We start from the raw sequence: 22,783 nt of genomic DNA on the forward strand, positions 1-22,783 counted from the left end.
GCAGCAGGACGCCGCATGACCGACATCACGCCAGCCCCCAACAAGGGGCCAGCCGCCGACCAGGCCTATCAGGCGATCCGCGACAGCATCTTTTCCGGGCGACTGGGCGACAACGAACGGGTGACCGAGGCCGATCTGGCCGACACGCTCAGCATGTCGCGCACCCCGGTGCGCGAGGCGGTCAAGCGGCTGCTGCTCGAAGGGCTGCTGACCCGTGACGCCGGTCCGGGGTTGCGGGTGGTGGCGATGCAGGAAGACGAGATCATGCAGGTGTTCGAGATCCGCATGATGCTGGAATCCTACGCCGCCCGTCGCGCCGCGCGGCATGCCACCGCCGAAGAAGCCGCCGAGCTGCGCCGCCTTGCCCATGAGATGGCCGCCCGCGTCCCGGCGCGAAGCGAAGCGGATTTCACCGCCGTGTCGCAGCTCAACACCGCCTTTCACCAGCTGGTGCTGGAGGCGGCGCGCTCGGCGCGGCTCAAGGCGATGCTGTCGGTCGTGGTGCATCTGGCGCTGGTGACCCGCACCTTTCGTCTGTACCGCGACACCGACATGCTGCGCTCGGCCCGTCACCATATCGAGATCGCCGACGCCATCACCGCCCGCGCCCCCGACTGGGCGGCCATGGCGATGGGTACGCATCTGCAATCGGCGGCGGCGCTTGCGCGGGGCTCTCGATCGTCAGACAGCGAAATCGCAAGATAGGTGCTTGAAACCGGCGGCAGGCTTGTCTAAACCGCGTCAGGCCGGGTGATTAGCTCAGTTGGTAGAGCGTTTCGTTTACACCGAAAATGTCGGCGGTTCGAGCCCGTCATCACCCACCATTCTCCTGCCTGCCAGACACACACACCCGCACGCCGGTGGCGAAATCGTTCGCTTCGCGCGGGTTTTTACGCACGCCGATCAGGCGCTGCACCGCGGTGCGGCCGATCTCGAACCCGGGCTGTGCCACGGTGGTCAGCGCCGGACCCATCGCGCGCCACCGATGTTGTCCGGCGGGCGGCAATGCGCAGCGCTAGAATTCGCGCGGCTGATCGCTGCGATAGCTCCATGTCAGGTCGTCGAGGAACATCTGCACCCGGCGCATCCAGTCGGCCTTTTCCGCGTCGTTTTCATGCAGGAAGCGCAGGAAGGCCACATGCTCGCGGATGGCGCGTGCCTGCGCATAGGCCCCGCCCCGCGCCCATGCGTGGCGGAAACAGGTCTCGAAGCGGGCAAAGATCTGCGGGCGTTCCTGCGGCTGCGCCAGCAGGCCAAGCAGCACATCGACCTCGGCCGGAAGCGCCGCTGTCCAGAATTCCGGATCGGCGTTTTCGGCGGTCGCATTCTCGGCCAGCAGCCGGTCGAACCATGCGTTCAGCGGCTGCCCCTCGATCAGGTCGGTGCCCAGCGCCAGATGCCCCGACAGCCAGTTGTAGGTGGCGTGCCGGTCAAGCGGGCCGCCCGGATCGGCCTGCGCCGTCAGCCGCATCGAGGATTCATAGCAGGCCACCATGTCCTTTAGCGCGGCATGGCGCGGCGCTCCGGGGTTGCGCCCCAGCGCCAGCCGCTTGGTCACCGAGCCCTTGAGCGACTCGCGCCTCACGGTCAGCAGCGGCCCCTCGGCGCCAGCGATCAGCGCATCCAGCGCCGACAGCCGCGCCAGCGCCGCCTTGGTCACCGACTGCTGCTGCGCCTTGAGCGTATCGGCCAGCTCCTGCGCCTTGGCGCGGGCATCATCGGGGGCGCTTGCGGCGTCGATCTCGGCCTGCGTCCAGTCCTGCGTGGCCTTGCGCACCTTGAGGTCCTCGAGCATCTCGATCGCGCCGATGCTGGAGTCCGAGCGGCCACCGCGCGTGGCCCGTTCCAGCATGGCGATGGCCGGGGCGTAGATATCAAGCTTGGCATAGGCACGGCCCATCGCCTCGGTCCACTGCGCATTGTCATGCCAGTCGGGATCGGCGGCGCGCTCGATCTCATCAAGCTCGCGGATCAGCTCGTCGCGGCCCCGATGCGGACTGCCGACATCGCAGGCGATGTTGCGCGCCGCGCGGCAGGCGTGATCCGCCGAATAATACTGCCGCCGCCGCCCGTTCCACGCGGTGTCCCCGGCATCATCGTGCAGCGTGTAATCGGGATCTCCATAGCATTGATAGGCGCCCCATGTGTTGGTGTCGGGGTAGCGACGGAACACCTTGAGCCGCGCATGATGCACCGCATTGCCAAAGCGGTTCCCGGCCAGCAGGCTGCCATAGAAGCTCTCGGCGAACAGCAGCGCACCAGCGTCGTCCAGCTCCCAGCCAGCGGCGATCACCGCCCGCACGCCCTTTTCGATCAGCGCCTGCGACAGGCTGGCGGCAATCGGGCCGACATTGGGCTGCACCCGGCCCAGATGGCAGCAGTTGAGGAAGACGAATTCCGGCACATAGCGCATTTGCCGCAGCTCGGCGGCAGTCAGCGTGATGCCATCCGACAGCACAAGCCCCGCCGTGTGGATTTCACCGCTGTCATCGTACACCCCATGCGTGGCGAAATGCATGATCTTCGTCGGCTTGAGCAGCGCCGCCTCCAGCACCGAAAGCCCGCTGTCAGAGCGGATCATCGCGGTGACATCATAACCCGCCTCGTCTTGCAGCAGTCGCTGCACAAGCTCGGCCTCGCGCCGCGCCCCATCAAGCGGCGGCAAGGCGCTGATCGGATCGCCGACCACCAGCGCCGTGTCGAGCCGGGCGCGCGGCACCGGGCGGCCCTCGATCGCAAGCTGGCGGATGATCGGCGTGCGGATCACCATCGGCTTGAAATCCTGCGTGGCCATGGTCTGATACAGGCCCTCGCCAAAGGTGTTGATGTCATCCTCCATCAGCTCCCACGGGATGTGGGCGGTGCTGCTGTCGAGCACCAGCTGGATCTTCTGATCGTTCTTGGCAAAGCTCTTGAGCTCGATCGGGATCATCAGCTCAAACAACAGCTTGCCAAGGGTGCGTTTCGTCGCCGTGCCTTCGCGGCTTTCGCGCAGCAGGCGGTCGATGACCTCGGCCTGCACAGAGGTCTTCTTGAATTCCGCCCGCGCGCCTTCGGTGATGGCGGTGAAATCCAGCACATCGGCGCGCTGCGCGTTGCGGGTGACGATGATGCGCTGCCAGCTGTCCTCTTGGCTGGCGTAATCCATCCGCAGCTGCGCGCCGTCGCCGGGCCGGATGCGATGATCGAAGCGGATCAGCCCCGCCACCCGCCCGTCGCGGCTGGCGCTATACAGCGCGCTGGCCACCTGAAACACCGTATCCTCGTAAATCTCGATGAATTCGAGCTTGGCGATCGGGGTGTCGCGCAGGGTCAGATTGGCGTCGGCCACCGCTTCGAGGATCGCCTGAACCGATTGCTGCACCGTCATGTTCGCACCCTTGTGGCCAATCACGACGCTGGTCAGCCGGATCGGGTCCATCTCGGCCAGCGACTTGCCGTCCTCGGCGGCGCGGCGGCGCAGGGTCATGGCGTAGCGCAGCACCGCGCGGTTGACCGTTTCGCGCAAGGCGCCGGGCGTCAGATCGCCAAACGGGCCAAGCCCGGCCACCACGGCGCCGCCCGGGTTGCGGCCAAGGCGCAGGATGACCTCGCAGCTTTTCGCCTCGCCGGGATAAAGCCCCAGTTCGCGCACCGCTGACAGGCTGTGATCAAGGCATTGGTCCAGCGCCGCCTCGCCCCCGTTGATCGGATCGCCCAGATAATGGCCGACCAGCACCGGATGCCTCGCAAAGCGCAGATCGCCGTGGCGCAATGTGACCTCGGTCACCGGCAGATCGGTGTCTGTGCCCAGCGGCGCAGGGCCGCCCGCCCCCAGCATCCCATCGACCACATCCTGCGGTTCGGGATAGATCTGCGGCACCGCGTCGGGCATCACCACCGGGTCCTGCGCGCCGCGCGCCAGCGCCGGGCGGGTGCGGCTGAGCCCCGAGGTTTCGCCCTTTTCCAGCAGCTCCGCCAGCGCCGGAAACGCCGATCTGGTGCGCGCCAGATCGCCGTGCACCACCGGCAGGTAATAGGGTTCGATCCCCTTGGGGATGCCCGTGGCCCATGTCACCGTGCCATCGCCCGCGCGGGTGGCGATGAACTGAACCCGTTTGCCCGGCGCGGCGGATTGATCGATGCGCAGCCCGCTTGGCGTCAGCTCGGGGCCAAGCCCGGCGACATAGCAGGTGAGGTCCGGGTCAAGCGTTTGGCTGGCAAACAGCCGGTGCGCCGCGCGCGCCGCCTTAAGCGATGCTTCGGGCGGCACCACCCACGGGCCGTTGTCGATGTTGCGCAGCTCTTGCCACGCCTGCCGCGTCAGGTAATGCCCCTGCGCATCCACCGGCAGCAACTGCGCCGGCCCCGGCATGCCCGACACGATGTCGAGCAGCTCGGTCATGTCATGGGCAAGGTCGGCCATTTCCAGCTGGCGAATGTTCTTGGCCCGGCCCATCAGCATATGCACCATCGAAAACGCGCCGCCATTGGGCGTGCCCAGCATGACAAAGCGGCTGCCCTTGCGGCGGCGGATCTCGGCCCACAGATCAGGATGCGCGTCGATAAAGGCGCGCACCACCAGCCCGCCCATGGAATGCGCCATGAAGCGGATCGGCTTTTGCGTCTGCGCCAGCGCCTTGCGCACCACCGCCGCCAGCCGCCCCGCCCCGGTGGTCAGCACGCTCTCGCGCCAGTCATAGGGCAGCGCGATCACGTGGTGAGTGCGGGCAAGGTAATTGGCCAGATCGCCGTAATAGCGCTTCATCGGGTTGCCGGGGCGCACATCGTTGCCCGGATAGCGCAACAGCGACAGCCCGCCCGTCACCATCTGAAGCGGGTTCGACCAGACCCAGTTCTTGCCTTGATAAAGATGGCTGCCCATCACGCCGGGCAGAAAGATGCAGACCGGCAGATCCGCCGCCCCGCGCGATTGCGCGATCTCGAACCCCTCTGGGTCGTCATCGACCGGCAGATCGCCGCCCAGCGCCGGCGCGCCAAGGTCAGAGCGGATCGCCGTAAGGATGGCCCCCCGTGCGGCGCCCGTGCCGAAATAGCTGAAATGGGTAATCTCAGGAGTGCGGATCGGCGTCAGCACCGGCGCGGAGATGCGCGTCGTGCCCCGGCTCATCGAGGCGTAATTGACCACGAAATCATTGTCGTCCTCGAAGAACAGATCCAGCGCCAGATTGCGAAGCTTGCGCAAAAGGCCCTTGCCTTCGTTGTCACCGGCGATGACATGCAGCGCCCCGCCCAGCCGCAGGTCTGCCCGGTTGACCATCGCCACCAGCGGCGCGCGCGGCATCATCGCCTCGAGCCCCGGCAGCGCTTCCGGGTCGGCCTTGGTCGCGACAAAGCCCAGCAGATAAGCCTTGAACAGCTCGTAAGCGACCGATGCCTTGAGCGCCGGGATCAGCTCGAAACTGTTGAGCGCGATCGACAGCACCCGGTCAAGCCGCCCCGACGCCAGCGGCGTGCCGCGCAAGGGGCCAGCGACGCGGATCATCCGCTCGACCGTCAGGCCCCGCTCGGTGATCAGCGCGCCGAGCTCTTCGAGCATCGCAACATCGCGCCCCGCCTTGCGCAGGATGCTGCGGTCGGTGTCATCGAACGGCGTCTCGCCTTTGGGCCGCGCGGCGCGGGCCACCAGTTCCGCCACCAGCCCGCCGCGCGAATGCGACAGCAGCGTCACCCGCGCGCCCTTGGGCAACGCCATGAGCAGATCGCGGGCGTTCTCGATCGGGTCCACCGTGACCGAGCGGTGTTCCAGCGCAAAGATCCCCCCCGGGAAGGCGCGCTCCAGCACCGGCCACAGGTCATCCCCGACGGTGAGATCGTCGAAACTGCCGCTCGTCGAAGAAAACGTGCCATGCACCAGCACCAGCATCGGTTTGCCCGCGTCGATCTTGCCGGTCGGCACCAACTGGATGCCAGAGGCGCTGCGGGTGCAGCGATGAAAGCCATGGTCGCTGGCGTTTTCGATATGTTGCGCAAGGGCAAGCGCGCTCATCTCTCCGGCCGTGCCCGCAAGGTTGGTGCGCAGCAGCCGCACCGCGCGCACCGCGTAGTCCCCTGCGCCGCGCTCTGCCCCGCGCGACAGCGGCAGCACCCGCGGCACCAGCAGCGCCTGATCGGCGATTGAACGTTCGACCCCAGCGAAATCGCGCCGCGCATCCGCCACGGATTGCCAGAGCTTCAGCCCGCTCTCGAGCTGGATCTCGACGATGTCCGTTTCCGCGCTTTCATCAATGTGGGTGCGGTCCGGGGCATCGCCGCCGCGCGCGGCGCTCACCAGCACTTCGTGGACCTCGGTGATCTCCATCACGCCCTTCAGCGCGGGCGGCACGTCTTCGGGCGCGCCGGAACGGATCACTTGGCCGGGCAAAATCAACGAGGCCATAATACCCTCATATTTCAAATCAGATCAGCTATGAGATCAACTTAAGCGCGTAGTTGACGTAAAGTCAAAGAAAAGGCGCGGCGCACCCTGTCTCCTCCGGGCGCGAGCAACGCGGGCACGGATCACGACAAGCGCGGTGAATGGCCTATGCATAATGTTGCAGGGATGCGCGGGGGGCTTTGAGAACAGGGTCAAAGCCGCGTCACCTGTAGCCTGCGGCTGTCAAGGACGCTCCGCATGGCCTTCCCCGCAGGGCGGGGGATGGCGGAGGGCAGACGCCCTCCGCCGTTGTTTCACTCGGCGGACCAGCCGCTGACGGCCTTGATTTCAAGGAAATCGTGGATGCCGTGAATGCCGCCTTCGCGGCCATTGCCCGACTGTTTCATGCCCCCGAAAGGTGCCCCCGGCGCACGGCTCTTGCCGTTCATCTCGACCATGCCCGAGCGCAGCTGGCGGGCGAGCCGGTGACGGCGCTCGGTGTCGCCCGATTGCACATAGTTGGTCAGGCCATAGGGCGTGTCATTGGCCACCTCGACCGCCTCGGCCTCGGTCTCGAACTTCATGATCGACAGCACCGGGCCAAAGATCTCTTCGCGCGCGATGGTCATGTCCGGCGTAACGTCGGCGAACACGGTCGGGCGCACGTAAAAGCCCTTGTTGAACCCCTCCGGGCGACCGGGGCCGCCTGCGACCAGCCGCGCGCCTTCCTTGATGCCGGTTTCGATCAGCGCCTGGATCTTGCCGTATTGCACCGCGTTGACCACCGGGCCGATGTGCGGGCCATCCTCGGCGGGCGCGCCCACAGTGACCGACTTTGCCACTGCCGCCGCCTCTTCGACGACACGGTCATAGATCGGCGCCTCGACCATCATGCGCGAGGGTGCGTTGCAGCTCTGGCCGCTGTTCTGCATCATGTGCCGCACGCCGCGCGTGACCGCCTTGTCGTCGGCATCGGCAAAGATCAGGTTGGCGCCCTTGCCGCCCAGTTCCAGATGCACCCGCTTGAGCGTTTCCGCCGCCGCGACAGAAATTGCCCGCCCGGCGCGGGTCGAGCCGGTGAAGCTGACCATGTCGACATCGACATGCGAGGACAGCTGCGTGCCCACACCCACGCCATCGCCGTTCACAAGGTTGAACACGCCCTTCGGGAAGCCCGCCTCATCCATGAATTCGGCAAAGAGCAGCGCCGACAGCGGCGATTCCTCGGACGGTTTCAGCACCATGGTGCACCCGGCAATGGCCGCCGCGCCAACCTTGAGCGTCACCTGATTCATCGGCCAGTTCCACGGCGTGATCAGCGCGCAAACGCCCACCGCCTCGTGGATCATCCGCGTGTCGGGATGGGCTTCGGAAAAGCTGGTCTCGAACTGGAAATCCTTGGCGGCGACGATGAAATTGCCAAGGTGGTACAGCCCCGCCCCGACCTGACTGCTGCGCGACAGCCCGATCGGCGCGCCCATTTCCAGCGTCATCGCCTGTGCCATTTCCTCGGCGCGGCGCTGGTAGACGGCCAGCAGTTTCTCGACCAGCGCGATGCGCTCTGCCACCGGGGTCGCCATCCAGCCCGGCAGGGCGCGCTTGGCCGCCGCAACCGCCGCATCGGTATCTGCCTGATCGCCCAGCGAGATCACCGCGCAGGGATCTTCGCTCGCCGGGTCGATCACGTTATGGTCACGCGGGGCGGCCGGATCGACCCAGGCTCCGTCGATATAGAACTGACGCTTCTCGATCATGTCGTCTCTCCGTAGTCTCGAATTTGATCATATTCTTGTATTGAGCGACACCTTGTCACTCTCCCCCGTCATCCGCAAGCCGGGGTCTTGCGCTTGTGATTTCCGAATGTATCTAAAGAAACAAGACCAAAGCCGACAGATTTCCACAGGAAAGGAAGACATCATGGCTCTGCGCATCAATGACGAGATCCCCAACCTTCACGTCACCACCGACCTTGGCGAGTACGACCTGCACGACTGGATCGGCGAGGACTGGGCGATCCTGTTTTCGCACCCCAAGGATTTCACCCCGGTCTGCACCACGGAATTCGGCGCCGTCGCGCAGCTTTCGGATGAATGGGCCAAGCGCGGCACCAAGGTGATGGGCATTTCCGTGGATGGTGTCAAAGAGCACAAGTCGTGGAAGAGCGACATTGAAAAGACCGCCGGGGCCAGCGCCGGTTTCCCGATCATCGCCGACGAGGGGCTCGAGGTCGCCAAGGCGCTCGACATGCTGCCCGCCGATGCCTACCTGCCCGATGGGCGCACCCCGGCAGACAGCGCCACCGTGCGGTCGGTCTTTATCGTCGCGCCCAACAAGAAGGTGCAGCTGATGATGACCTACCCGATGTCGGTGGGCCGCAACTTTGCCGAGGTGCTGCGGGCGCTCGACGCGCTGCAAAAGACCTATGGCGCGCCGCTGGCAACGCCTGCGAACTGGGAAACCGGCAAGGACGTGATCGTTGCCCTGTCGCTGGATGACGCCGCAGCCGCCGAGAAATACGGCGCGCTGGACATCAAGCTGCCCTACCTGCGCTACGCCAAAGACCCGGCCTGACACCGCCAGCACAGCGTTCAGACCCATCGGGCCTGCCGGAAACGGCAGGCCTTTTGCATGGCGTGGATTGGGCGCGTGGCAGCGTTGCAATGGTTACAGACGGCGCGGCCAGATCCTCGCCGAGGCAAGCAAGATCCCCTTGCCTGAAACCCCCGCCGGGCCCATATGCGCGCCAAGAGCCCGACTGCGCCAAGCCAACGCGATTCCTTGCGAACGCATGCTGCAAAGCTCGAAGCTGTCTTCGTCTTTCGCCCATCCCGTTCAAGGATCTCCGCCTCGATGTTGTCTCATCGTTTTGTTCTCGCTGGCCTTGTGGCCGCGTTTTTCGCAACTGGTGCCCATGCCGCAACGGTCGGTTTCCAGCTGACCGTGGCGACCACCGCCTCCAGCGGCGACCGCCCGCAGTTCACCCTGATGAACATTTCGGATGTCGAAACCATCACCGCCTTCACCTTTGCGATCAATGCGCCGGGGTACTGGTTCGATTACATCTACAACGAAACCGTGGTCAGCGGGTCGCTGACCCGTAGCCGCACCGTCGGGCAGAGCGTGGCGAACGAAACCTCGGGGACAACGTCGCTCGCCTACACCACCACAGGGTTCGGCCCGACCGAAGCCTTCCGTTTCCGCGCCGACCTCGACGCCGTCAACACCGCCGACAGCACAACGAATTTCCGCAGCGTGTTCTTCAACAACGGCGGCGCGGCGGTTCCGAACGCGACGGTATCGGTGTCTTTCAGCGACGGGCGCAACCTGTCGCTGACGCTGTCGGGCTCGGCAGGTCAATCATCCTACATCTATTCCGCCGCGATCGACGACACGGCCGAAGTGCCGCTGCCCGCGACCCTGCCGCTGGCGCTTGCCGGATGTGTCGGGCTTGGCCTGCTGGCGCGGCGCCGCAAGAGCTGATCGCACGCCAGCAAGCAGACGGAAAATCCTGTCAAAAGACAACCGCCGACTCGCCTTCGGTTTGTCTTGGCGGGTCTAAGCACGCGCCACTGCGGCGCCCTTTGCCATCATACGCCGGGCAAAGGGCGACCGCGCTTGGTCTGACGGCATCGTCTCGGTGCATTGCCCGAGGGCCGTGATCCTTTCCGTGAACCAAGGGTCGACATCACCGGGCACCGACGCGGCCAGTGGAAATGTCAGGGCGCCCAGCAGCGGCTATGGGGCGTTTGCAATCGTCATCTTCCTTGGAATTCCGCCCTCCCTTAAGGTGTCGCCGGTCGTTTTTCGCTGCGCCCTATCCTGAGCGCTTGGTCAAAGCGCTAATCGCGACGTCGCAAAAGGACATTCCCCTTGGCTGCCAGTCTCGCCCGAGGCGGGGGGATCGGCGCACCCCTCCCTGTCAACAACTGTCAGCTGCGACCGGCGGCGTGCTTACACATCGAACCGGTACACCCCGCCGCGCCCCCGTGCGAGGCTGTGGCGTTCGATCATGCGCCGGGTGTGCGGTTTGCCCTCGCCCCGGTGCAGCCCGAGCAAACGCTCGTAGGTGCCGTGATCGGCCATGGTGCGCCGGGTGTTGTGGCGAATGTATTCGACCCATGTCGGCACGTGATAGGTTTCCTGCCAGATCCGCGGGTTTTCCAGATCGCGCATCAGCACCCAGTTCTGCGCCCCGTCGCGAATACGGATGCGGCGGCGCTCGGCCATGACTTCGAGGAATTCGGGCACATCCGCCGGGGCGATCTCGAATTCGGTGATCGCCACCACCGGCCCGCTGCGCGGCTGCACATCCAGCTGCAACATCGGCTCGCGGAACAGCCCCAGCGGCGACAGATCAAGATTGCCGTATTCCGGCAGCCCCCGCCGCAGCCCGACCAGCGCCGCGAGCGCCAGCGTCACCGCCGCGCCGCACAGCGCCACCCACAGAGACTGCCCGTCCGAGACCGCGCCCCACAGCCAGCTGCCCAGCGCCATGCCGCCGAAACTGGCCGACTGGTACAGCGCTATGGCGCGCCCCACCACCCAGCGTGGCGTCGACAGCTGCACCGTCACGTTGAACAGCGACAGCGCGATCACCCATGCCGCGCCGCTGAACAACAGCGCCGGAAGGCACAGCCAGATCACCGGCGCAAAGGCCAGCACCAGCGTCGATGCCGCCCCGACCACTGCGGCCAGCCGGCAGATATGCTCGTTGTCCATCGCCGCCCGAAGCCGCGCGTTGAAGACCGCACCAAAAATGGCGCCCACGCCGAAACAGCCCAGCAGCACGCCATAGGTGGTGGCATCGCCCTTCAGCCGCTCATGCGCGATGACCGGCAGCAGCGACAGCACCGCCACCGCCCCCAGCCCGAACAGGAACGCCCGCCCCATCACGTTCACAAGGTTCGGAGACATCGCCACGTAGCGCAGCCCCGACTGGATCGCGAGGCTCAGCGGCTCGCGCGGCAAGGCGTTGTCCGGCACCGGCGCCTTCCACAGCCACAGCGCAACGATCATCGCCACATAGCTGACCGCGTTCAGGGCAAAGGCCGCCGCCGCCCCCGCCGCCGCCACGATGATGCCGCCAATGGCCGGACCCACCGAGCGCATGGCGTTGAACGCCATGGAATTGAGCGCCACCGCCGCCGGCAGATCCGAGCGCGGCACGATGTCTCCCATCGACGCCTGCCATGACGGGTTGAAGAAGGTCGATCCGGTGCCGATCATGAAGGTCAGCCCGATCAGCAGCCACGGCGTCATCAGCCCGCCCCACGCCAGCAGCGTCAGCAGCGTTGCCGAGGCCATCATGAACAGCTGCGCCCCAATCATCACCTTGCGCCGATCATGGCTGTCGGCCAGCGTGCCCGCGAATACCGCAAACAGCATGGTCGGCACCGTGACGCTGGCCTGCACCAAGCCGACCATCGCGTCCGAGTCCGAGATCTGCGTCATCATCCAGCCTGCGCCGACCGATTGCACCAGCGTGCCAAGGTTGGATACCAGCGACGCCCCCCAGCGGTTGCGAAACGCCGGAATGCGCAGGACGGACAGAGGGTTGGAAACGGGTTCGGGCATGACAGGATCCGGAATGCTGGCTACCGCCGGACCGCGGGCCTCGCGGCAAACTGGCACAGCCATGCCCGGCGTCAACCCTTGACCGTACCGGGCAACCGCTGTCGCGCGTCAACAGCGGGCAGCAGGCTTGCTTGTCACTACGAGGGGCGCCTGCAGGGAAACGGGCCCAACGCGGGCCAAAGCTCTGCCTCAGCGGCATACCTACACAGCCTCGTTCGGCAGGTCAGGGCCCCTGCCCCGCAGCCATGAAAAAGGGCCGGTGCGCGTGGCACCGGCCCCTGTCATTCAGCCCCGAAGCTCAGAGCGTCGGGTAGATCGGGAAGCGCTTGAGGAACGCCTGCACCTCGGCCTTCACCTTGGCCTCGACCTCGGCGTTGCCATCCTCGCCATTGGCGGCAAGCCCATCGACCACTTCGATGATCCAGTCGGCGACCTGACGGAAATCATCCTCGCCAAAGCCGCGCGTGGTCCCGGCGGGCGAACCCAGACGGATGCCGCTGGTGACCATCGGCTTTTCCGGGTCGAATGGCACGCCGTTCTTGTTGCAGGTGATGTGGGCGCGGCCCAGTGCCTTTTCGGTGGCGTTGCCCTTGACGCCCTTGGGGCGCAGGTCGACCAGCACCACATGGGTGTCGGTGCCGTGGGTCACGGTATCAAGGCCGCCCTTGATCAGCTGATCGGACAACGCCTGCGCGTTCTTGATCACCTGCTTGGCGTAGGTCTTGAACGACGGCTGCAGCGCCTCGCCAAAGGCCACGGCCTTGCCAGCGATGACATGCATCAGCGGGCCACCCTGAATGCCGGGGAAGATCGCCGAGTTCACTTTCTTGGCGATGGTCTCGTCATTGGTCAGGATCATGCCGCCGCGCGGGCCGCGCAGGGTCTTGTGGGTGGTGGTGGTTGCCACATGCGCATGCGGGAAGGGCGAGGGATGCTCGCCGCCCGCCACGAGGCCGGCAAAATGCGCCATGTCGACCATCAGGTAGGCGCCGACGCTGTCGGCAATCTCGCGCATCCGGGCAAAATCGATCTGGCGCGGAATGGCAGAGCCGCCCGCCACGATCAGCTTGGGCTTGTGCTCGGTGGCAAGCTCTTGCACCTGATCGTAGTCCAGCAGGTTGTTCTGCTGACGCACGCCGTACTGGATGGCGTTGAACCACTTGCCCGACTGGTTGGGCTTGGCGCCGTGGGTCAGGTGGCCGCCCGCATCAAGGCTCATGCCAAGGATGGTGTCGCCCGGCTGGATCAGCGCCTGAAACACGCCCTGGTTCGCCTGGCTGCCCGAGTTCGGCTGCACATTGGCGAATTCGCAGCCGAACAGCTGCTTGGCGCGATCAATGGCGAGGTTTTCCGCCACATCCACCCAATCGCAGCCGCCGTAGTAACGCTTGCCCGGGTAGCCTTCGGCATATTTGTTGGTCATCACCGAGCCCTGCGCCTGCATCACGGCGCGGGAGACGATGTTCTCGGAGGCGATCAGCTCGATCTCGTCGCGCTGGCGACCGAGTTCACCGGTGATCGAGGCAAAAAGCTCGGCGTCACGTTCGGCAAGCTCCTGAGTGAAGAAGCCGTCATCACGGTGCGGTGCGTTCATGGGCGTGGTCTCCCGGGTGTCAAGGATTCGTCATGTGGCGCCTACCTAAAGGAAAGCGCCCCCCGCGCAAAGGGATCAAAGCGGCATTTGCGCAGTAGAGGAACGACGTCTCTGGAAGCTTGGGGAAACTTGTGATTGTTTCGGACCCAAGGCCGCGCGAAGGGAAACACATGCCGCTGAAGATCGCCTTTTGCGCGTCCAACGCGCCCATCGCGCAGGCGGCCCTTGCCGGGCTGACCCGCCGCTATGGCAACCACGCCGAGGCTGGCTCGGATGTGATCGTCGCCTTGGGCGGCGACGGTTTCATGCTGCACACGCTGCACCGCACGCAGGAACTGGCGGTGCCGGTCTATGGCATGAACCGGGGCACGGTGGGGTTTCTAATGAACGCCTATTCCGAACATGCGCTGAAGGAACGGCTGACCTCGGCCGAGGAAGCGGTGATCAACCCCCTGTCGATGCGCGCCCACCGCGCGGACGGCTCGATCCACGAGGCGCTGGCGATCAACGAGGTGTCCCTGCTGCGCGGGGGCCCGCAGGCGGCACGGCTGGCGATCCATGTCGATGGCAAGCTGCGCCTGCCCGAACTGGTCTGCGACGGCGCGCTGCTGGCAACCCCCGCAGGATCGACTGCCTATAATTATTCGGCGCACGGGCCGATCCTGCCGATTGGCGCGGATGTGCTGGCGCTGACCGCCGTCGCCGCCTTCCGCCCCCGGCGCTGGCGCGGCGCGCTGCTGCCCAAGGGCGCCGAGGTCACCTTCGAAGTGCTCGAGCCCGAAAAGCGCCCGGTGATGGCCGAAGCCGACAGCCAGTCGGTGCGCGACGTGCTGCGGGTGCATATCCGCTCGGAACCCAGCGTTACGCACCGGGTGATGTTCGATCCCGGACACGGGCTCGAGGAACGGCTGATCCGCGAACAATTCGTCTGAGCCGCGCGGAACCTTTCCTCTGGCGCGCGGGTTGTGATGTCGAACCCCGCGACGAGGCGGGCCAAGACTGCCAGAGAAAGGAACCTCCGATGAATTGGGATGTAATCCAAGGCAAATGGAAACAGCTGAAGGGCGATGCACAGATCCAGTGGGGCAAGCTCACCGATGATGATCTCGACCGCACCGAGGGCAATCGCGAAAAGCTTGTCGGCGTCATTCAGGAGCGCTATGGCATCGCCAAGGACGACGCCGAGAGGCAGGTCGACTCCTTCTATAACAACCACGCCACCTGACCCTGATCAGGGCCTGTCGTAAGCGGGCAAAGGCACGTACGGACCCCGGGTTTCCCTCCCCGGGGTCTTCTCGTTTTCAGGGGGGTGCAAAGTCCCGTTCGCCCATTGGATGCGTGCTTGCTGTCAATCCCTGCCGGTCAGCGACGGTGTCCAGGTCATCTCGGGATCAAGCCCGCCTCGCACACGCGCAAGCATGTGCTGCCGGTCAAGGGATCGCCAACGATCCGCGCTGTCTCAGGCTGTCATTGCAAGTGGTCTTCTATGCCGTGGGGGACCAACGGCTCATGCCTCCCAGCTATCATGCTGGGTGCACAAAGTGACCCCCTGACAGGATTTGGGCGACAAAGCCGTTTGTGACACCTTCTGAGCTATAGTCGCGTTCCATCTGGACGCGAGGCGAGACAACAGGATGACTCCCAACGTTCTTGCGACAGCCGATCTGGCGTTGAGTGCCTTTGCACCACCCGTCATCAGCAGACCAGTCGGGGCGACGACTTTCCACAATTCACTCAGCAGAAACACTCACACCGCAAACACCGTTGCCAGCACGGCGGCATCGCTGGCCGGGCTTGATGCGGACCTCCCGCTTCGGGCCGGCAGTGGCAGCGCAGAGCTAATCGGTTTTGTCGCGAACGGCGGTCGGCGCAACACCCAATGGAATGCAGCCAACCGGGCCCTGAACACCGCGAATCTGCTGCATGCGGATGCCGGGCCGCATGCCTGAACGGGATCGCCTGTCACCTTCACTGCTGCCGACCGGCCAATCCACTGCCCCGGCTCGACCGGTAAGAACAGACAGGGCGGCCCCTGCTCGCGTTATTAAAGGCGCAGAAGCGCGCTCGCGGGCCTCGTCGCAACAACCCACCTTGACCGACGCCCTATTCCACCGCATATCCCCAAAATCATGACCGAGCTTTCGCACATCCGCAACTTCTCCATCGTCGCCCATATCGACCACGGGAAATCCACCCTGGCCGACCGGCTGATTCAGTCCACAAACACCGTCACCCAGCGGGAGATGAAGGAGCAAATGCTCGATGCGATGGATATCGAGCGCGAGCGTGGCATCACCATCAAGGCCAACACCGTGCGCATCGAATACATCGCGCAGGATGGCGAGACCTATGTGCTCAACCTGATCGACACGCCCGGGCACGTCGACTTTGCCTATGAGGTCAGCCGTTCGATGCGCGCCGTCGAAGGCTCGCTTCTGGTGGTCGACAGCACGCAAGGGGTCGAGGCGCAGACCCTCGCCAACGTCTATCAGGCCATCGACGCCGATCACGAGATCGTCCCGGTGCTCAACAAGATCGACCTGCCCGCCTCGGAGCCCGAGCGCGTCAAGGAACAGATCGAGGATGTCATCGGCATCGACGCCTCCGAGGCGCTGCTGGTGTCGGCCAAGTCGGGCATCGGCATTGCCGAAACGCTGGAAGCCATCGTCAAGCGCCTGCCCGCCCCCAAGGGCGATCGCAACGCGCCGCTCAAGGCGATGCTGGTCGATTCGTGGTACGACGCCTATCTCGGCGTGGTCGTGCTGGTGCGTATCATGGATGGCGTGCTGAAAAAGGGCGACAACATCAAGATGATGCAGACCGGGGCGAAATACCCGGTGGACCGCATCGGCGTCTTCCGCCCCGCGATGCAGACGGTTGACACGCTGGAACCGGGCGAGATCGGCTTTCTGACCGCCCAGATCAAGCAGGTGCGCGACACCAAGGTCGGCGACACCATCACGCACGAGAAAAAGGGCTGCGAAAAGCCCCTGCCCGGCTTCAAACCGTCGATCCCGGTGGTGTTCTGCGGGCTGTTCCCGGTGGATTCGGCCGAATTCGAAGACCTGCGCGATGCCATCGAAAAGCTGGCGCTGAACGATGCGTCCTTCAGCTACGAGATGGAAACCTCGGCGGCGCTTGGCTTTGGCTTCCGCTGCGGCTTTCTCGGGCTGCTGCATCTTGAGGTGATCCGCGACCGGCTGGAACGCGAATACGATATCGAGTTGATCACCACCGCGCCCTCGGTGGTCTATCATCTGTACATGAAGGACGGCGAAAAGATCGACCTTCACAACCCCGCCGACATGCCCGACATGACCAAGGTCGACCGCATCGAAGAGCCGCGCATCAAGGCGACGATCCTTGTGCCCGACGATTACCTTGGCGACGTGCTGAAGCTATGTCAGGACCGGCGGGGCATCCAGCTCGATCTGACCTATGCCGGGCCGCGCGCCATGGTGGTCTATGATCTGCCGCTCAACGAAGTGGTGTTCGATTTCTACGACCGGCTGAAATCGGTGACCAAGGGCTATGCGTCTTTCGACTACCACCTCGAGGGGTATCGCGAGGATGCGCTGGTAAAGATGTCGATCCTCGTCAATGACGAGCCGGTGGATGCGCTGTCGATGATGGTGCACCGCGACCGCGCCGAAATGCGTGGCCGGGCGATGTGCGAAAAGCTCAAGGACCTGATCCCGCGCCACATGTTCAAGATCCCGATTCAGGCGGCGATCGGCGGCAAGGTCATCGCCCGCGAAACCCTGAGCGCGCTGCGCAAGGACGTGACGGCGAAATGCTATGGCGGCGACGCCACGCGCAAGAAGAAGCTGCTGGAAAAGCAGAAGGCCGGCAAGAAGAAGATGCGCCAGTTCGGCAAGGTCGAGATCCCGCAGGAAGCGTTCATCTCGGCGCTTAAAATGGACAACTGATCGCAAAAGGGCACCCCACGGGGTGCCCTTTTCAGGTCCGGCGCAAAGCTTGCGTTGCATGGATACGGCGGCGCTTTGCCGATAGCTGCGCGGCGCAACAACCCTGCCCCCTGATCGCTTGAATGTTGCTTGCAGACTCGGCGGCGTCGGTGTTGCTGCACGGTGTCTGGACACAGGATGTGGCACGATGAGCACTCAACACTGGATGACACTTGGCGTGGCGCTGACCGCCTGCCTTTCGGCGCAGGGCGCCTTGGCCGAGGTCTGCGATTACCGCCCGAGCAAGCTGATCGAGGGCAGCGGCGCGCGGCAGGCGGTCAGCGGCGGCGCAACGGGCGTTTATACGCTGGTCAATTCCAAGACCGGCGCAACGCTGCTGGGATCGGCGCTTGGCAGCGCCACGGCGGCGGGAACCAGCGGGCTGGCGGGCGCGGCGGCGACGCTGGCGAATCCACTGGTTTGGGTGCCTGCGCTGGTCGTCGGGGTCGGCGGCGGCGGTTACGAGGCGCTGTGCGCTTTCGTCGTCGACGAGCGTATCACCGATTTCGACGAGGTTCTGGCGGTGATGCGCGCCTTCCGATCCGGGGCCGACCCGGAGTATTTCCAGCTTTTCGATGCACAGGTGAAACCGGCCATTTCGATCCGCGGCGCGGACAATGTCTGGACGGATTACGCGGTCGAGGATCTTTACATCGTCGAAGGCGTGCTCAAGCAGCGCAAGTCGGGGCGCGACGAGACGCTGGGCAAGGTGGTCTATGTGCCGGGTTCTCAGATGGTGCCCGACGATGCGGCCCTGCCGCAAACCCCGCCCGACACCTCACCGGCGGATTGACCACGGGCGCCCCGATGCGGGGCGCCCGAATTGAGTTATTCCGTCGCGGTGGGCGGCGTCTGCGGCGCACGGGTCTGGACCATGGCCATCAACCGCTCGTTCAGCGCCGGATCGGCTTGCGCGGCGGCGCTGATCTCGTTGTAGGTCTCAACGTCCATGCCCTCCGTCGCCTCGACGGCGGTGGCCATCTCGTCCTGTGCCCGCATCACCAGCGCCTGCTTGTCTTCGGCCTCGGGGGTGGCCTCGATCCGGGCGGCATACTCCTGCTGCACCGCCTGTACCGACAGGGCCGCATCGACAAAGGATGTCAGCTCGGTTTCGCTGAAGCCGGCTTCGGGGGCAACCGGCGCCGGGGACTGGGCGGGGGCCTGCGGGCTGTCAACGCTCTGGGCCATCACCGGGGCCACGGGGGCCACCACGAGCGCAAGGATCACGGCGGATTTCGTCAGGGTTCCATTGAGTGTCATGTTGTCTCCGAGTGGTTGTCGGGCGGGACCATCCCCGCGCCTTCTGTCCTCAGCTAGACACCGGCTGCGGCGCTTTCAAAGCCCCGCGCCGCCCCGGCCCCGCCACCGGCAAGGCACTGCCGGAACCGGCGCCAATCGGTGGCGGTGCGCCGCGCAACCAGCCTGACGTCGCGACAGGCCCCCCTTGATCCGCCTCATATCCGACGGGTTGCTCCGCCCCTGCCTCGGTGCAACAGATGGCATGGGCACCGCCTCTGCGCCGGCCAACTCGTGCAACTGGCACCGTACCTGCCACCACGCAACGACAGCACGATGTTGTGACCCGGATCGGGAGGTAATCGGCCCGCGAAGCGCTATATATCCATCCGATGCCCGCCTGCGTTGGCCTGCGGGTTACCCAAATGAATCAATGGAGTAGTCGACAATGACTCTGAAACCGCTTTTCCTCCTTCCTTTCCTCGCCGCCACGCCCGCTCTGGCAGGCTCTCTGGCCCCCACGCCGGTCGAAACCCAGCCCGTCGTGGACATGTCGCCCGCCCCCGCGCCGGTTGATTACAACTGGACCGGCAGCTCGGTCGGCCTCCAGCTTGGCTCGGGCGCCGCCGATGACGAGGGCGGTTTTGTCTCTGGCGTGCGCGCGGGATATGACGTGGACTTTGGCGACTGGGTCGGTGGTGGCCTGATCGACTACAAGCACTCCAACATGGAAATCGGTCGCGATACCGAGCTGCACAGCATGACCCGCGTTGGCGGTCGGCTTGGCTATGATACCGGCCGCACGCTCTGGTACGGCAACGGTGGCTATGCCCATGGCACCCTCACCGGCGGCGATTACAAGGCCAGCTCGTCGGGCGGCTATTTCGTCGGCCTCGGCGCCGAAACCTTCATCACCCCGAACGTGACCCTGAACAGCGAAGTCTCGTACAGCGAATTCAACGATTTCGAGGGCAGCACCCCCGAGATCGGCGCCACCGTCGCAACCATTGGCGTGAACTACCGCTTCTGATCCATCGCAAAGCCCCTGCAAACGCCCGAAGCATCGCTTCGGGCGTTTTTGTTGCGCGATGTCATCAGCCCGTTACACTTGCCTGTATGCGCATCGCCCTGCTGATTCCCTTTCTGACCCCGATGCCCGCGCTCGCGGCCTCGCCCATCGCAGAGGTGCTCTGCGAGCCGAGCCAGCGCATGAGCGAACGGCTCAGCCTGCGCAGCGGCGCGACCAAGGCCTCATCCGGGTTGCGAAATCCCGAAGAGATCATGGAGTTATGGCTCGACCCGGCCGGTGACTGGACCATGGTCATCGCCTATGCCTCGGGCACCTCCTGCATCGTTGCCATGGGCGAGGCTTGGTTCGACCTGCCGCGCGATCCGGCCTGACCGGCAACGCTCGGGGCTTTCCCCTGCCCGCCTGCTCTGCCATACTGACCGGCACCCAACGATAGCAGAAAACGAGCAGCAAGCATGGCCGATGACCTTCTCGCCGGAACCGAAGCCGCGACCTATGACGCGTCCTCCATCGAGGTGCTCGAAGGTCTGGAACCGGTGCGCAAACGCCCCGGCATGTATATCGGCGGCACCGACGAGCGGGCGCTGCATCACCTCGTGGCCGAAGTGCTCGACAATTCGATGGACGAGGCGGTCGCCGGCCATGCCAACCGCATCGAAGTCGAACTGCACGCCGATTATTCGGTGACGATCCGCGACAATGGCCGCGGCATTCCGATCGATCCGCATCCGAAATTCCCCGGCAAGAGCGCGCTCGAGGTCATCCTGTGCACCCTGCACGCCGGCGGCAAGTTCTCGGGCGATGCTTATGAAACCTCGGGCGGCCTGCATGGCGTCGGCGCCTCGGTGGTCAATGCGCTGAGCGATTCCATGGTGGTGCAGGTGGCGCGCAACAAAGAGCTGTTCGAACAGCGCTTTGCCCGCGGCATCCCGCAGGGCCCGGTGGCCAAGGTTGGCGCCGCCCCCAACCGGCGCGGCACCACGGTGACCTTCCACGCCGACGAGCAGATTTTTCACGCCCACCGCTTCAAGCCCGCGCGCATGTTCAAGATGGTGCGCTCCAAGGCCTATCTGTTCAGCGGCGTCGAGATCCGCTGGAAATCCGCCATCGACGACAAGGAAACCCCGCTCGAGGCGACCTTCCACTTTCCGGGCGGGCTTGCGGATTACCTGACTGAAACCCTGAGCGGCGCCTCGACCTATGCCGAGCGCCCCTTTGCCGGAACCGTGGATTTCAAAGAGAAATTCCAGACCCCCGGCAAGGTCGAATGGGCGATCAACTGGACCCCGTCGCGCGATGGCTTCATCCAGAGCTACTGTAACACCGTGCCCACCCCCGAGGGCGGCACCCACGAGGCCGGGTTCTGGGCCGCGATCCTCAAGGGCGTGCGCGCTTACGGCGAGCTGATCAACAACAAGAAGGCGTCGAATATCACCCGCGAGGACCTGATCACCGGCGGCTGCGCGCTGGTGTCCTGCTTCATCCGCGAGCCGGAGTTCGTCGGCCAGACCAAGGACCGCCTTGCCACCACCGAGGCGCAGCGCCTTGTCGAAGGCGCGGTGCGCGATCACTTCGACAACTGGCTGGCGTCGGATACCAAATCCGCCGGGGCGATCCTCGATTTCCTCGTGCTGCGGTCCGAAGAACGCCTGCGGCGGCGTCAGGAAAAGGAAACCGCGCGCAAATCGGCGACGAAAAAGCTGCGGCTGCCGGGCAAGCTGACCGATTGTTCGGCCAAATCGCGCGAGGGCACCGAGCTGTTCATCGTCGAGGGCGACTCGGCGGGCGGCTCTGCCAAGGGCGCGCGCTTCCGCGAGACGCAGGCGCTGCTGCCGCTCAAGGGCAAGATCCTCAACGTGCTGGGGGCGGCGTCGAACAAGCTGACCTCGAACGCCGAGATCCGCGATCTGTGCGAGGCGCTTGGCGTCGGGCTGGGCACGAAGTTCAACCTCGATGATCTGCGCTATGAAAAAATCATCATCATGACCGACGCCGACGTCGACGGCGCGCATATTGCGGCGCTGCTGATGACCTTTTTCTATACCCAGATGCGCCCGCTGATCGACCACGGTCATCTCTACATGGCCTGCCCGCCGCTCTACCGCCTGACGCAGGGCGCCAAGCGGGTCTACGTCGCCGATGACGCCGAGAAAGAGGCGATGCTGACCAAGGGCCTTGGCGGCAAGGGCAAGATCGACGTACAGCGCTTCAAGGGTCTGGGTGAGATGGACGCGAAGGACCTGAAGGAAACCACGATGGACCCGGCGACGCGCAAGCTGATCCGCGTGACCATCGACGAGGACGAGCCCGGCGAAACCGGCGATCTGGTCGAGCGCCTGATGGGCAAGAAACCCGAGCTGCGCTTCCAGTACATTCAGGAAAACGCGCGGTTCGTGGAGGAGCTGGATGTGTGAGGTCCATTGGACCGAGTATTTCCAACGCCTCGGTCCGCCGATCATTGCTTTGCTCGTGGCCTATATAGCCTACCAGCAATGGAGAGTGAGCCGGCAGACCTTCAGGGAAAAACTGTTCGACCGCAGGTTCGCGGTATTTGATGAGACTCAGCTTTTCATTCACGAGATCATTAAGTCGGGTAAGGTCGATCCTGTGAACATCCGCGATTATTCGCGAAGGTTTCGTAGGGCGGCTTTTCTATTTGATCGCAAGATGCTGGACTATTTGGAGAAGATCTTCAAATGCGCTTGCGACATGAATACGTTCGCAATGATGCTTGAAGCCGATCATCTTTCGGAAGATGAGCGTAAGGCATATGTGAAGAAACACATGGACGAGCTCTCATGGCTGATGGAGCAATTCGAAGTGCTGTACGAGAAATTCCGGCCCTATCTCAATCTTGAAGAAAACCGCCTATAGCACGGTGGTCATCCCGTCCCCCAATCACCCCGCAAGTGCCTCCTCCGTCGCCTCTCCCGACGCCAACCGCTCCTGCATCCGTACCCCCTCCAACGGGTCGGGGTGGAGCTATATCCGTTTAGCCTCAGGAACGGCGTTGTTGCGCAAAT

General features: G+C 64.7%; 18 protein-coding genes and 1 tRNA gene. 13 read left to right on the plus strand and 6 right to left on the minus strand.

Annotated features, from left to right (window positions below; genetic code table 11):
- Positions 1–15 precede the first annotated feature (15 nt).
- Together KO516_RS06250 and KO516_RS06255 are read left to right on the plus strand one after the other, a co-directional pair.
- Positions 16–705: a GntR family transcriptional regulator gene (locus tag KO516_RS06250; RefSeq protein WP_216002935.1), complete on the plus strand. Its 690-nt coding sequence runs from the start codon at positions 16–18 to the stop codon at positions 703–705.
- 43 nt (positions 706–748) lie between these two features.
- A tRNA-Val gene (locus KO516_RS06255) sits at positions 749–824 on the plus strand.
- Here KO516_RS06255 and KO516_RS06260 read toward each other — a convergent pair.
- The 3 genes from KO516_RS06260 to KO516_RS06270 form a co-directional block, all read right to left on the minus strand.
- Entirely contained in the window at positions 815–973 is a 159-nt protein-coding gene (locus KO516_RS06260; RefSeq protein ID WP_216002936.1) for a hypothetical protein, read from the minus strand. The two genes, KO516_RS06255 and KO516_RS06260, sit on opposite strands and share 10 nt — an antisense overlap.
- A gap of 42 nt (positions 974–1,015) precedes the next feature.
- Positions 1,016–6,379: a CHAT domain-containing protein gene (locus KO516_RS06265; protein WP_216002937.1), complete on the minus strand. Its 5,364-nt coding sequence runs from the start codon at positions 6,377–6,379 to the stop codon at positions 1,016–1,018.
- Positions 6,380–6,672: 293 nt separating this feature from the next.
- On the minus strand, positions 6,673–8,112 hold the full coding sequence (locus KO516_RS06270) for an aldehyde dehydrogenase family protein (RefSeq protein ID WP_216002938.1): 1,440 nt from the start codon (positions 8,110–8,112) through the stop codon (positions 6,673–6,675).
- Between the two features lie 163 nt (positions 8,113–8,275).
- Between KO516_RS06270 and KO516_RS06275 the strand changes: the two genes are divergently transcribed.
- Complete coding sequence (locus tag KO516_RS06275; protein ID WP_216002939.1) at positions 8,276–8,929, plus strand: redoxin domain-containing protein; 654 nt, start codon at positions 8,276–8,278, stop codon at positions 8,927–8,929.
- A 279-nt stretch (positions 8,930–9,208) separates the two neighbouring features.
- Positions 9,209–9,838 (plus strand): VPLPA-CTERM sorting domain-containing protein, encoded by a 630-nt coding sequence (locus KO516_RS06280; RefSeq protein WP_216002940.1) that lies wholly within the window; start codon positions 9,209–9,211, stop codon positions 9,836–9,838.
- Positions 9,839–10,309: 471 nt separating this feature from the next.
- Here KO516_RS06280 and KO516_RS06285 read toward each other — a convergent pair whose 3' ends face one another.
- Positions 10,310–11,932: an MFS transporter gene (locus tag KO516_RS06285; RefSeq protein ID WP_216002941.1), complete on the minus strand. Its 1,623-nt coding sequence runs from the start codon at positions 11,930–11,932 to the stop codon at positions 10,310–10,312.
- A 298-nt stretch (positions 11,933–12,230) separates the two neighbouring features.
- The gene (gene glyA / locus KO516_RS06290; RefSeq protein WP_216002942.1) at positions 12,231–13,526 is read right to left on the minus strand and encodes a serine hydroxymethyltransferase; all 1,296 of its coding nucleotides are present in this window, start codon (positions 13,524–13,526) and stop codon (positions 12,231–12,233) included.
- A gap of 170 nt (positions 13,527–13,696) precedes the next feature.
- On the opposite strand from glyA, the gene KO516_RS06295 reads away from it, so the two are divergent.
- The 5 genes from KO516_RS06295 (at position 13,697) to KO516_RS06315 (ending at position 18,287) form a co-directional block, all read left to right on the plus strand.
- Complete coding sequence (locus KO516_RS06295) at positions 13,697–14,458, plus strand: NAD kinase (RefSeq protein ID WP_216002943.1); 762 nt, start codon at positions 13,697–13,699, stop codon at positions 14,456–14,458.
- Positions 14,459–14,547: 89 nt separating this feature from the next.
- Positions 14,548–14,751: a CsbD family protein gene (locus KO516_RS06300; protein ID WP_216002944.1), complete on the plus strand. Its 204-nt coding sequence runs from the start codon at positions 14,548–14,550 to the stop codon at positions 14,749–14,751.
- A 409-nt stretch (positions 14,752–15,160) separates the two neighbouring features.
- Positions 15,161–15,475 carry a hypothetical protein gene (locus KO516_RS06305; RefSeq protein WP_216002945.1) on the plus strand — a complete coding sequence of 105 codons (315 nt, stop codon included), beginning with the start codon at positions 15,161–15,163 and terminating at the stop codon, positions 15,473–15,475.
- Positions 15,476–15,655: 180 nt separating this feature from the next.
- Positions 15,656–17,455 (plus strand): translation elongation factor 4, encoded by a 1,800-nt coding sequence (gene lepA / locus KO516_RS06310; RefSeq protein ID WP_216002946.1) that lies wholly within the window; start codon positions 15,656–15,658, stop codon positions 17,453–17,455.
- 187 nt (positions 17,456–17,642) lie between these two features.
- Positions 17,643–18,287, plus strand: coding sequence for a hypothetical protein (locus KO516_RS06315; RefSeq protein ID WP_216002947.1), 645 nt, complete (start codon positions 17,643–17,645; stop codon positions 18,285–18,287).
- Positions 18,288–18,322: 35 nt separating this feature from the next.
- Here KO516_RS06315 and KO516_RS06320 read toward each other — a convergent pair whose 3' ends face one another.
- Positions 18,323–18,754 (minus strand): DUF4168 domain-containing protein, encoded by a 432-nt coding sequence (locus KO516_RS06320; protein WP_216002948.1) that lies wholly within the window; start codon positions 18,752–18,754, stop codon positions 18,323–18,325.
- Between the two features lie 424 nt (positions 18,755–19,178).
- Here KO516_RS06320 and KO516_RS06325 point away from each other — a divergent pair, with 424 nt between their 5' ends.
- The 4 genes from KO516_RS06325 (at position 19,179) to KO516_RS06340 (ending at position 22,634) form a co-directional block, all read left to right on the plus strand.
- Positions 19,179–19,760, plus strand: coding sequence for an outer membrane protein (locus KO516_RS06325; RefSeq protein ID WP_216002949.1), 582 nt, complete (start codon positions 19,179–19,181; stop codon positions 19,758–19,760).
- Positions 19,761–19,846: 86 nt separating this feature from the next.
- The gene (locus tag KO516_RS06330; RefSeq protein ID WP_216002950.1) at positions 19,847–20,131 is read left to right on the plus strand and encodes a hypothetical protein; all 285 of its coding nucleotides are present in this window, start codon (positions 19,847–19,849) and stop codon (positions 20,129–20,131) included.
- Positions 20,132–20,215: 84 nt separating this feature from the next.
- Positions 20,216–22,174 carry a DNA topoisomerase IV subunit B gene (gene parE, locus KO516_RS06335; protein ID WP_216002951.1) on the plus strand — a complete coding sequence of 653 codons (1,959 nt, stop codon included), beginning with the start codon at positions 20,216–20,218 and terminating at the stop codon, positions 22,172–22,174.
- Entirely contained in the window at positions 22,167–22,634 is a 468-nt protein-coding gene (locus KO516_RS06340; protein WP_216002952.1) for a hypothetical protein, read from the plus strand. Before parE ends, KO516_RS06340 begins: the two co-directional genes overlap by 8 nt.
- Positions 22,635–22,783: the final 149 nt, after the last annotated feature.

Origin of the sequence: Citreicella sp. C3M06, from assembly GCF_018860705.1 — a bacterium.
Taxonomy (GTDB): Bacteria; Pseudomonadota; Alphaproteobacteria; order Rhodobacterales; family Rhodobacteraceae; genus Salipiger.